Raw genomic sequence first — 10,720 nt, forward strand, 5'->3', positions numbered from 1 at the left:
AGACATAGAACTGCCCCTTTTCCGAAGAAAAGGGGCAGTTCTATGTCTGCTCGCGCTACGGGTTAGACGTCGTAATAGAGCGAGAACTCGTAGGGGTGCGGCCGGATCTGGATCGGCATGATCTCGTTCTCCCGCTTGTAGGAGATCCAGGTCTCGATCAGATCCTCGGTGAACACGCCGCCCTCGGTGAGGTACTCGTGATCCTCTTCGAGCTTGTCGATCACCGCCGACAGCGAGGTCGGGGCCTGCGGGATGTTGGCGGCCTCGTCCGGCGGCAGCTCGTAGAGATCCTTGTCGACCGGGGCCAGCGGCTCGATCTTCTTCTTGATGCCGTCGATGCCGGCCATCAGCATGGCCGCGAACGCCAAGTACGGGTTACCCGAGCTGTCCGGGCAGCGGAACTCCAGGCGCTTGGCCTTGGGGTTGTTGCCGGTGATCGGGATACGGACACAGGCCGAGCGGTTGCGCTGGCTGTAGACCAGGTTGATCGGGGCCTCATAGCCGGGCACCAGACGCTTGTAGGAGTTCACCGTCGGGTTGGTGAACGCCAGCAGCGACGGGGCGTGGTGCAGGATGCCGCCGATGTAGTGCCGCGCCAGGTCGGACAGGCCCGCGTAACCCGACTCGTCGTGGAACAGCGGCTGGCCGTCCTTCCACAACGACTGGTGGGCGTGCATACCCGACCCGTTGTCGCCGAACAGCGGCTTGGGCATGAAGGTGACGGTCTTGCCGTTGGCCCATGCGGTGTTCTTGATGATGTATTTGAACAGCAGCACATCGTCGGCGGCGTGCAGCAGCGTGTTGAACTTGTAATTGATCTCGGCCTGGCCCGCGGTGCCGACCTCGTGGTGACCGCGCTCCAGGGTGAACCCGGCGTTCTGCAGGTTGGTCGACATCTCGTCGCGCAGATCCACGTAGTGGTCATAGGGCGCGACCGGGAAGTAGCCGCCCTTGGGCCGGACCTTGTATCCGCGGTTGGCGCTGCCGTCGGCCTCGAACGGCTCACCGGTGTTCCACCAACCCGACTCCGAATCCACCTCGTAGAAGGTGCCGTTGATCTTGGAGTCGAAGCTCACCGAGTCGAAGATGTAGAACTCGGCCTCGGCGCCGAAGAAACAGGTGTCGGCGATGCCGGTGCTGGCCAGGTAGTTCTCGGCCTTGCGGGCCACGTTCCGGGGATCGCGGGAGTACGCCTCGCGGGTGAACGGGTCGTGCACGAAGAAGTTCAGGTTCAGCGTCTTGGCGGCCCGGAACGGGTCGATGCGCGCCGTCTCGGGGTCGGGGAGCAGCATCATGTCGGATTCGTGGATCGACTGGAAGCCGCGGACCGAGGAGCCGTCGAAGGCGAGTCCATCCTCGAAGACGCTCTCGTCGAATGCCGAGGCCGGGATCGAGAAGTGCTGGACCACACCCGGCAGATCGCAGAATCGAATGTCGACGTACTCGACGTTTTCATCCTTGATCAGCTTGATTATGTCGTCGGCCGTCTTTTCTGCCACTTCAGTGTTCTCCTTTACTGGTAACCCGCGGGTTGACGCTAAGGACATGATGTTGCGCAGTCGTCAACCGTATGTTGCGCCGAAGTTACGCAATCGCTCCGGACCGTGATTCCGGCCGCGGCGACGGGCCACGGGTCCGTCCCGCTTATCCTGGCACCATGGGCCGCACGATGGGGACCTGGTTGTCGGGTCCCGGACCTTTCGATTCCGGTGACGGCGAGAGTCGGGACAAGCCGGCCGGGTATCCCGGCGAGCGGCTGGGGCTGCCCGAGAACGGCCCCGGTTCGCTGGCCCGGACCGGCCGCCGCCTCGGCGCGCTGTGCATCGACTGGCTGGTGGCCTACGGGCTGGCCGGGCTGGCGATGGCCTTCGATCTGGTGTCGATGGCGATGCTGTCCACCGCGGTGCTGGTGATCTGGGCGGTGATCGGCACCGTCGCCGTGCGGCTGTTTTCCTTCACCCCCGGGCAGTTGGCGGTGGGCCTGGTGGTGGCGCCGGCCGACGGCCGGGACCGGATCGGCATCGTCCGGGCCTTCATCCGGGTGGTGCTGATCGCGCTGGTGATCCCGCCGCTGGTGTCCGACAGCGATCTGCGGGGGCTGCACGACCGGGCCAGCTACACCGCCGTACTGCGGCGTTAACGCCTGCGCACGGTGCGCTGCACCCCGCGCATCTTCGCCGAGGCGGGCATCGGGCCTTTGGGCATCGCGGCCGGACCGGCCTTGGTGCCGAGTGCGGCCAGCCGCGACTCCAGCGAGTCCATCTGCTTGACCGAGATGTTGGCGGGCAGCTTGGTGAGGTGGCGCTCCAGCTTCGACAGCGGAACCTCGCCCTCGCCGTTGCCGACCACGAAGTCGTAGATCGGAATGTCGCCGACCAGGCGCGCGGTCCGTTTCTTCTCCTGGGCGAGCAGCGGTTTGACCCGGGATGCGGTGCCCTCGCCGACGAAGATCACCCCGGGACGGCCGATCACCCGGTGCACCGCGTCGAAGTGGCCGGTCGCCGCGACCCCCGGCGTCACCCGCCACCGGCCCCGCAGGTTGTCCAACGCCCAGGCGGCGGCGCCGGTCTGCCCCTCGGCCTTGCGGTACACCGACTTCTGGGCCCGCCTGCCGAAGATGATGAAGGCCACCAGCGCGCCGAGCACGATGCCGAGCGGGATCAGCGTGTACATGGTGAACCCGCCGATCACGACGCCCGCCACCACCGACAACGCCACGATCAGGACAAAGGCGCCGGCCATGTACGGCAGCAGCCGCTTGTCCTCTTTGCGCTGAACCTGGAACGCCTGCCACAGCTGGCTGCGGCGCTGTTTGGAGGCCGCCTTACGCGCGGCCTTCGCCTCGGCTTTTGCCGCCTTCGTTTCCGCGGCATTGCGGGATTTCGCCATTACGTCAGGATACGGGGGGTTGACCTGCGAACCGAATCCGTGCGGCCTGTGCGTAGAGCCTGCCCGCGCGATAGGAGGACCGCACCAGCGGGCCGGCCAGCACACCGGCGAATCCGAGGTCCTCGGCGTAGGTCGACAGCGCGACGAACTCGTCGGGGTGCACCCACCGCTCGACCGGGTGATGACGCGGCGACGGCCGCAGGTACTGGGTGATGGTGACGATGTCGCAGCCGGCCTCGTACAGATCGCGCAGCGCCGTGTGCACCTCGTCGATCGTCTCGCCCATGCCGAGGATCAGGTTGGACTTGGTGACCAGCCCGAAGTCGCGGGCGGCGGTCAGCACGGCCAGGCTGCGGTCGTAGCGGAACGCCGGCCGGATCCGCTTGAAGATGCGCGGAACGGTTTCGACGTTGTGCGCCAACACTTCCGGCCGCGACTCGAACACTTCCTCCAGCTGTTCGGGGTTGCCGTTGAAGTCGGGGATCAACAACTCCACCCCGGTGTTCGGGTTGAGCGTCTTGATGGCGCGCACGGTCTCGGCGTACAGCCAGGCCCCGCCGTCGGGCAGATCGTCACGGGCCACCCCGGTCACGGTCGAGTAGCGCAGCCCCATGGCCTGCACGCTCTCGGCCACCCGGCGCGGTTCGTCGCGGTCCAGCTCGGCCGGCTTACCGGTGTCGATCTGGCAGAAATCGCAGCGCCGGGTGCACTGCTCACCACCGATCAGGAAGGTGGCCTCGCGGTCCTCCCAGCACTCGAAGATGTTGGGACACCCCGCCTCCTCGCACACGGTGTGCAGACCCTCGCGCCGCACCAACCCCTTGAGCTCGGTGTATTCCGGCCCCATCTTGGCGCGGGTCTTGATCCACGGTGGTTTGCGCTCGATCGGAGTCTGCGCGTTGCGGACCTCCAGTCGAAGCAGCTTGCGGCCTTCCGGAGCCGGGCCGCCGGCGACATTGGATTCGGGCACTACAGTCACGTGATCATCCTACGTTCAGGGCGACTTCGAGGCGGCCGTCGAGCGCGTCACACACCGTGGCCGCGACCCGGTCCGCGACGTCCTCGACCGTGATGCGGCGGCCCAGTTCGGCGGTCAGCGACGTCACCCCGGCATCGCTGATGCCGCACGGCACGATCGAGGAGTACGCCGACAGGTCGCAGTCGCAGTTCAGCGCGAACCCGTGCAGCGTCGTCGCGCGCGACACCCGGATGCCGATCGCCCCGACCTTGCGGGCCGGCCCGCGGTGATCGGCCGGTACCCACACGCCCGAGCGGCCGTCCACCCGGCCGGTCTGCAGACCGAACTCGGCGCACACCGCGATCAACGACTCTTCAAGGCGCCGAACGAAATTCACCACATCCAACGGCTCGGTCAGCCCGATGATCGGGTACCCGACCAGTTGGCCGGGTCCGTGCCAGGTGATCTTGCCGCCCCGGTCGGTGTCGACGACGGGGGTGCCGTCCGCCGGCCGCTCATGCGGTTCGGTGCGCTTACCCGCGGTGTAGACGGCCGGATGCTGCAGCAGCAGCAGGGTGTCCGGACCGCCCGCGACCCTGGCGTCGGCGACCTCGCGCTGCACCTGCCAGGCGGCCTCGTAGTCGATGACGCCGAGATGACGGACCTCGACGGGGGCGCTGGTTGAGCGGATGGACGTCACAGCGTCGACGGTACCCGTCACAGATCTTTGGGCGCGGTCGCGTAGGCCAGTGCCTCGCCAACGGTCTTGTGATGGAAGTCGAAGCCGGCGCGCTCCAGGACGGCCGGGATCACCCGCTGCCCGATCAGCACCCCCTCGTCGGCGAACTCTCCGAGCAACGGGCGCAGCACGAAGCCCGGCACCATGAGCGGGGTCGGGCGGCCCAGCGCCCGGCCCATCGCGGCGGTGAACTCGGCGTTGGTCACCGGCGCGGGGCCGGCCAGGTTCACCGGACCGGAGATCGCGTCGGTCCACATGGTGAACAGCACGGCCCGGACCTCGTCCTCCAGGCTGATCCACGGCAGGTACTGGCGGCCGTTGCCCAACCGGGCGCCGAGGCCGACCGAGAACAGCGGTCTGAGCCGGCCGAGCAGGCCGCCGGACCGGGCCAGCACCAGGCCGGTGCGCAGCAGCACCACCCTGGTCCCGGCCGCGGAAGCCGCCGCGGTGGCCGCCTCCCAGTCGACGCACAACTGCGGGAGGAAACCCCGGCCTGCCGGGGCGGACTCCTCGGTGACGTGGTCGCGGGTGTCGCCGTAGTAGCCGACCGCGCTGGCGTTGACCAGCACCGGCACCCCGGCCTCGGCGACCGCGCCGGCCAGCACCTCGGTCGGGCCGATCCGGCTGTCCCGCAGGCTCTGTTTGAACGCCCCCGACCAGCGTCGCTCGCCGACGTTGACGCCGCACAGGTTCACCACGACGTCCACGTCGCGCAGCGCCCCGGCATCGAACTCGCCGGTGTCGGGATTCCAGAACAGCTCGTCGGCGTTGGACGGTGCCTTGCGCACGATGCGCAGCACCCGGTGGTCGGCCGAACGTAAGGCCGAGACCAACGCCGAGCCGATCAGACCGGAGGATCCCGCAATCGCGATGACAGCATCGGCCACGGTGTCGAATGCCTCCTAGCCGGCCCTACAGGCCGAGGTCGGCCTCGAACGCACCGTCCTCGAGCCTGCGCTTGATGGTGGTCACGAACCGTCCCGCGTCGGCTCCGTCGATCAACCGGTGATCGTAGGTGAGCGGCAGGTAGCACACCGACCGCACGCCGATGGATTCGTTGCCGAACTCGTCGACGATCACCCTGGGCCGCTTGACGATCGCCCCGGTGCCCAGCATCGCCGCCTGCGGCGGGACCAGGATCGGGGTGTCGAACAGGGCACCCTGGCTGCCGATGTTGGTGATGGTGAACGTGCCACCGGCCAGCTCGTCGGGCTTGAGGTTGCCCGAGCGCGCGCGGGCGGCGATATCGGAGATGGCGCGGGACAGCCCGCCCAGCGACAGGTCGCCCGCGTTGTGGATCACCGGGGAGAGCAGCCCCTGCTCGGTGTCGACCGCGAAGCCGAGGTGCTCGGCGTCGTAGTAGGTGATCTCCTTGGTGTCCTCGTTGTAGCTGGCGTTGACGTTCGGGTGGATCTTGAGCGCATCGATCACCGCGCGGGCGATGAACGGCAGGTAGGTCAGGTTGACCCCCTCCCGCTCGGCGAAGTCGGCCTTGGCGCGGGCCCGCAGCGCCACGATCTTGGTCATGTCGACCTCGTGGGTCTGCGTCAGCTGCGCCGTGGCCTGCAGGGATTCGCGGGTCTTCTTGGCGGTGATCTGCCGGATCCGGTTGGCCTTCTGCGTGGTGCCACGCAGGTGGGCCAGCGCCGGGGCGGGAACGGCGGCGGGCGGTGCCGCCTTCGGCGCGGCGGCCGGAGCGGCGGGAGCCGCGGGAGCCTTGGTGGCCTCGGCCGCCTTCTCGACCGCGGCCAGCACATCCTGCTTGCGGATGCGGCCGCCGACGCCGGTGCCCTTCACCGTCGCCAGGTCGATGTTGTTCTCGCCGGCCAGCTTTCGCACCAGCGGGGTGACATAGGGCGCACCGTCCGATGCCGGAGCCGCCGTCGCCGCCGGGGCGGCCGCGGGCGCCGGTTTCGGTTCGGGTTTGGGTTCCGGCTTGGGTTCGGGTTTCGGTTCCGGCTTGGGCTCGGCCTTGGGTTCGGGCTTCGGCTCGGGTTTCGGTTCCGGCTTGGGTTCGGGCTCGGGGGCCGGGACACTGCCGGCCTCGCCGATCTTGGCCAGCTCCCCGCCGACCGAGACCGTGTCGTCCTCCTCGGCGATGATCTCCAGCAGGGTGCCCGCCACCGGCGAGGGGATCTCGGTGTCGACCTTGTCGGTGGAAACCTCGACGAGGGGCTCGTCCACCCCGACCGTTTCCCCGACCTTCTTGAGCCAGCGGGTCACGGTGCCCTCGGTGACCGACTCGCCCAACTCGGGCATCACGACGGCGGTCGCGGAACCCGAAGCCGATGCGGCCGGCGCGGCCTGCGGCTCGGGCTCCGGTGCCGGCGCGGCAGGCTCGGCCTCGGCCGCGGCGGGTTCCGGCTCGGGTTCGGGCTCGGCGGCCGGGGCCTCGGCCGGTGCCGAGCCCTCACCCGCGTCACCGATCACGGCCAGTTCGCCGCCGATCTCGACGGTGTCGTCCTCCTGCGCGACGATCTTCGTCAACACACCCGCGGCCGGCGACGGGATCTCGGTGTCGACCTTGTCGGTGGACACCTCCAGCAGCGGCTCATCGAGTTCGACCGTGTCGCCCTCCTGTTTAAGCCAGCGGGTGACGGTCCCCTCAGTGACACTCTCACCTAGCGCGGGCATCTGGACGGAGATGGCCATATGTGTTGACTCCCTCGGACGGTCACTTGTGACGACTCGAACTCTGGCTTACCACAGCAAGGTGCACTGGGTGCGGCACCTAGGTGGATTGTCCGGACCATCCTTTCACTGCTCGGCGATTCGCTCTCACCCAGGGTTCCGCCGGCCTCTGGCACTATCGAATCAGGGGCTGCACGGGAGGAGTGCGTTGCGTTGGGGCTGTTCGACAGGTTGCGTCGCGGGCGTCCGGCGCGCGGAACCGGAAACGATCCGGCGGCCGATCTGCAGTACCTGACGCAGTGGGTCGCCGAGCACACCGGCGTGGAGGGCTACGTCGAACCCAGGACCACCGTCACCGAAGTCACCGTGGTGCTGGTCGCCGCGGACGGGGAGTGGACCAGACGCCGCGCGGGCGGCGACGCCGGCGCCCGGCGGCTCAGCGACCGGTTACAGATACCTGTCTACGACGTCCAGAAGACCGGCTATCCGCAACGCATGCGCGATTACGACGCGCGCCGCCGCATCGAACGCCAACGCGCCCTTCGCCAGGAACTCGACGAGCGTTAGAGTCGAGGCATCCGATACCTGCGGTACCGGATACTATTCGTCACGCACAACCTTCGCGGAGGGGCACCATGCAGCGATTCGTCGACAGCCGGGACGGGACCCGCATCGCGGTCTACGAACAGGGCGACCCGCAGCGCCCCACCCTGGTGATGGCCCACGGCTGGCCCGATTCGCATGTGCTGTGGGACCCGGTGGTGGCCGAACTGGGCGACCGGTTCCGCATCGTGCGCTACGACAACCGCGGCGTCGGCGCCTCCGAGGTGCCGGGCCCGGTGTCCGCGTACACCATGGAACGGTTCGCCGACGACACCTCGGCCGTCATCGAGGCGCTCAGCCCCGACCGGCCGGTGCACGTGCTGGCCCACGACTGGGGCTCGGTCGGGGTCTGGGAGTACCTCAGCAGGCCCGGCTCAGCGGACCGGGTGGCCTCATTCACCTCGGTATCGGGCCCGAGCAGCGACCACTACGGCACGTTCGTGCGCAGCCGGCTGGCCCGGCCCTACCGGCCCCTCCGATTCGCCCGCGCGGTGAACCTGGCGTCGCGGTTCAGCTACTGGATCCCGTTCTCGGTGCCGGTCCTCGCGCCCGCGCTGATGCGGCGCGGGGCGGCGCGCAGGCTGCAGGCGATCGACACCCCCGGGCCCAAATCCCGCTCCGAGAATTTCGACGCCGACGCGGCCAACTCGCTGAAGATCTACCGCGCCAACGCGATCCGCTCGTTCACCAGGGTGCGCCGGGACCACTACGTCTCGGTGCCGGTGCAGTTGATCTGCAACGAGGACGATCCGGTGGTGCGCGGCCACGGCTACGACGAGGAATCGAAGTGGGTGTCGCGGTTGTGGCGGCGCGACCTCAAGGCCGGGCACTGGGCCCCGTTCTCGCACCCGCGAGCCATCGCGGCGGCCGTGGCCGAACTCATCGACCACATCGAGGGTGCGCCCGCGGCCCGCGCGCTGCAACGGGCCCAGGTCGGCCGGGCCGGGGAGGCCTTCGACCACACCCTGGTCTCGGTGACCGGCGCGGCAAGCGGGATCGGCCGGGCCACCGCGCTGGCCTTCGCCGAGACCGGGGCCGAGGTGGTGGTCAGCGATGTCGACGAGGCGGGCGCGAAGGCGACCGCGGCCCTGATCGCCGAACGCGGCGGCACCGCACACGCGTATGCGCTCGACGTCGCCGACGCCGACGCCGTGGAGCGGTTCGCCGAGCAGGTGTGTGCCACCCACGGGGTGCCCGACGTCGTGGTCAACAACGCCGGCGTCGGGCACGGCGGCAAGTTCCTCGACACCCCGCCCGAACAGTTCGACCGGGTCCTCGACGTCAACTTCGGCGGCGTGGTCAACAGTTGCCGCTCCTTCGCCAGGCGACTCGTCGAACGGGGCGAAGGCGGCCACATCGTCAACGTCGCCTCGATGGCGGCCTATTCGCCGTCGCAGGCCGCGAACGCCTACGCCACCAGCAAGGCCGCCGTGTTCATGTTCTCCGACTGCCTGCGCGCCGAACTTGCCGGCGCCGGAATCGGATTGACCACCATCTGCCCGGGTGTCATCGACACCGGCATCGTCGACACCACCCGTTTCGACCTGCCGCCCGGCCAGCAGGACCAGATTGAACAGCTCCGGGCGCGGACCAAGAAGTCGTTCGCCGCACGGCGGTACGGCCCCGACAAGGTCGCCAAGGCCATCGTGACCGCCGTGCAGAAGAACACCGCAGTCCGCCCCGTCACCCCGGAAGCCTATGCGGCCTACGGGATGTCGCGGCTGATGCCGTCGGTGCTGCGGCGGGCGGCCCGGTTGGGCTCGCTCTAACCGTTCGCGGCTCCGGCTGTCCTAGCCGCTCGCGGCTCCGGCTGTCCTAGCCGCTCGCGGCTATGTCCTCCAGCACCGCGAACATCGTCCGCGTCGGCACCCCGGTGCCGCCCTTGGGGGTGTAGCCCCACGGGCCGCCGGTGTTGTAGGCCGGGGCGGCGACGTCGATGTGGGCCCATTCGACGCCGTCGGCGACGAACTCGCGCAGATAGGTCCCCGCGACCAGCATCCCGGCGTAGCGCGACCCGCTGACATTGGCCAGATCGGCGACCGTGGACTTGAGGTCGTCGCGTAGCTCCTCGGGAAGTGGCATGGCCCAACCGTTCTCGCCGACCGCCTGGGACAGCGTCGCGACCCGGTCGCGGAACTCATCGCTGCCCATCACGCCGGGCGTGCGGGCACCGAGCGCCACCGTCTGCGCGCCGGTCAGGGTCGAGGTCTCGATCAGGTAGTCCGGCCCGTCCTCGCAGGCCCGCACGATCGCGTCGGCCAGGACCAACCGGCCCTCGGCGTCGGTGTTGAGCACCTCGACCGTGATGCCGCCGTACTGGGTGAGGACGTCACCGGGCCGCTGCGCGGTGGCCGACGGCATGTTCTCGGCCATCGGCACGGTCGCGACGACGTCGATCGGCAGCTTCTGCGCCGCGGCCAGCACCACGGTCGCGATCACCGCCGCCGCGCCACCCATATCGGAGGTCATGTGGTGCATGTTGGCGGCCGGCTTGATCGAGATGCCGCCGGTGTCGAAGGTGATGCCCTTACCGACCAGCGCCACCGACTTCGACTTCTTGTTCCTGGCGCCGCGGTGCGCCAGCCGGATCAGCCGGGGCGCCCGCGACGAGCCCTTGCCGACCCCGACGATGCCGCCGTAGCCGCCCTTGGCCAGGGCCTTCTCGTCGAGCACCTCCACCTCGAGCCCGGCGGCCTCGCCCAACGCCTGTGCCCGCTTGGCGAATTCGGCGGGGAAGAGGTGGCTGGGCGGGGTGTTCACGAAATCCCGCGCGGTCGCGGCGGCCCGCGCGCCGTCCCCCGCGCGGTGCAAGGCGGGCGTGGAGATCGGAAGAGCGTGGTGTTGGGGAAGAGTGGTTGGTGGCTCGTGTAGATATAGGGGGGGGCGGGGACAATAAAAAA

Annotated in this window: 10 protein-coding genes; 3 read left to right on the forward strand and 7 right to left on the reverse strand. The window is 69.0% G+C overall.

All coding sequences use genetic code 11. The features are described from left to right. Nucleotides 1-62 precede the first annotated feature (62 nt). Nucleotides 63-1,499: a type I glutamate--ammonia ligase gene (gene glnA / locus ACWDTP_RS33560; RefSeq protein ID WP_450027536.1), complete on the reverse strand. Its 1,437-nt coding sequence runs from the start codon at nucleotides 1,497-1,499 to the stop codon at nucleotides 63-65. Between the two features lie 158 nt (nucleotides 1,500-1,657). Between glnA and ACWDTP_RS33565 the strand changes: the two genes are divergently transcribed. Then, complete coding sequence (locus tag ACWDTP_RS33565; RefSeq protein ID WP_450027537.1) at nucleotides 1,658-2,140, forward strand: RDD family protein; 483 nt, start codon at nucleotides 1,658-1,660, stop codon at nucleotides 2,138-2,140. Here the strand turns inward: ACWDTP_RS33565 and ACWDTP_RS33570 are convergent. From ACWDTP_RS33570 to sucB, 5 genes are read right to left on the reverse strand one after another with little or no spacing between them, the layout of a single operon-like run. Next, complete coding sequence (locus tag ACWDTP_RS33570; RefSeq protein WP_450027538.1) at nucleotides 2,137-2,889, reverse strand: DUF4191 domain-containing protein; 753 nt, start codon at nucleotides 2,887-2,889, stop codon at nucleotides 2,137-2,139. The genes ACWDTP_RS33565 and ACWDTP_RS33570 overlap by 4 nt on opposite strands. Nucleotides 2,890-2,893: 4 nt before the next feature. Next, nucleotides 2,894-3,868, reverse strand: a complete 975-nt coding sequence (gene lipA / locus ACWDTP_RS33575) for a lipoyl synthase (protein WP_450027539.1) — start codon at nucleotides 3,866-3,868, stop codon at nucleotides 2,894-2,896. Nucleotides 3,869-3,872: 4 nt separating this feature from the next. Further along, the gene (gene lipB, locus ACWDTP_RS33580; protein WP_450027540.1) at nucleotides 3,873-4,547 is read right to left on the reverse strand and encodes a lipoyl(octanoyl) transferase LipB; all 675 of its coding nucleotides are present in this window, start codon (nucleotides 4,545-4,547) and stop codon (nucleotides 3,873-3,875) included. A 17-nt stretch (nucleotides 4,548-4,564) separates the two neighbouring features. Then, entirely contained in the window at nucleotides 4,565-5,473 is a 909-nt protein-coding gene (locus ACWDTP_RS33585) for a TIGR01777 family oxidoreductase (protein WP_450027541.1), read from the reverse strand. Nucleotides 5,474-5,498: 25 nt separating this feature from the next. Further along, entirely contained in the window at nucleotides 5,499-7,238 is a 1,740-nt protein-coding gene (sucB, locus tag ACWDTP_RS33590; RefSeq protein ID WP_450027542.1) for a 2-oxoglutarate dehydrogenase, E2 component, dihydrolipoamide succinyltransferase, read from the reverse strand. A 192-nt stretch (nucleotides 7,239-7,430) separates the two neighbouring features. Here sucB and ACWDTP_RS33595 point away from each other — a divergent pair, with 192 nt between their 5' ends. Together ACWDTP_RS33595 and ACWDTP_RS33600 are read left to right on the forward strand one after the other, a co-directional pair. Beyond that, on the forward strand, nucleotides 7,431-7,784 hold the full coding sequence (locus tag ACWDTP_RS33595; RefSeq protein ID WP_450027543.1) for an oxidoreductase: 354 nt from the start codon (nucleotides 7,431-7,433) through the stop codon (nucleotides 7,782-7,784). 68 nt (nucleotides 7,785-7,852) lie between these two features. Beyond that, the gene (locus tag ACWDTP_RS33600) at nucleotides 7,853-9,589 is read left to right on the forward strand and encodes an SDR family oxidoreductase (protein ID WP_450027544.1); all 1,737 of its coding nucleotides are present in this window, start codon (nucleotides 7,853-7,855) and stop codon (nucleotides 9,587-9,589) included. A 46-nt stretch (nucleotides 9,590-9,635) separates the two neighbouring features. On the opposite strand, the gene ACWDTP_RS33605 is transcribed toward ACWDTP_RS33600, so the two are convergent. Beyond that, the coding region (locus ACWDTP_RS33605; protein WP_450027545.1) for a leucyl aminopeptidase at nucleotides 9,636-10,720 on the reverse strand (1,085 nt) is incomplete at its 5' end.

The organism is Mycobacterium sp. NPDC003449 (assembly GCF_053588415.1).

What these genes read in the sequence shown, in the direction of transcription:
- ACWDTP_RS33565 (WP_450027537.1), top strand. Translation starts at nt 1,658, where the DNA reads ATGGGCCGCACGATGGGGACCTGGTTGTCGGGTCCCGGACCTTTCGAT.
- ACWDTP_RS33570 (WP_450027538.1), bottom strand. Translation starts at nt 2,889, where the DNA reads ATGGCGAAATCCCGCAATGCCGCGGAAACGAAGGCGGCAAAAGCCGAG.
- sucB (WP_450027542.1), bottom strand. Translation starts at nt 7,238, where the DNA reads ATGGCCATCTCCGTCCAGATGCCCGCGCTAGGTGAGAGTGTCACTGAG.
- ACWDTP_RS33600 (WP_450027544.1), top strand. Translation starts at nt 7,853, where the DNA reads ATGCAGCGATTCGTCGACAGCCGGGACGGGACCCGCATCGCGGTCTAC.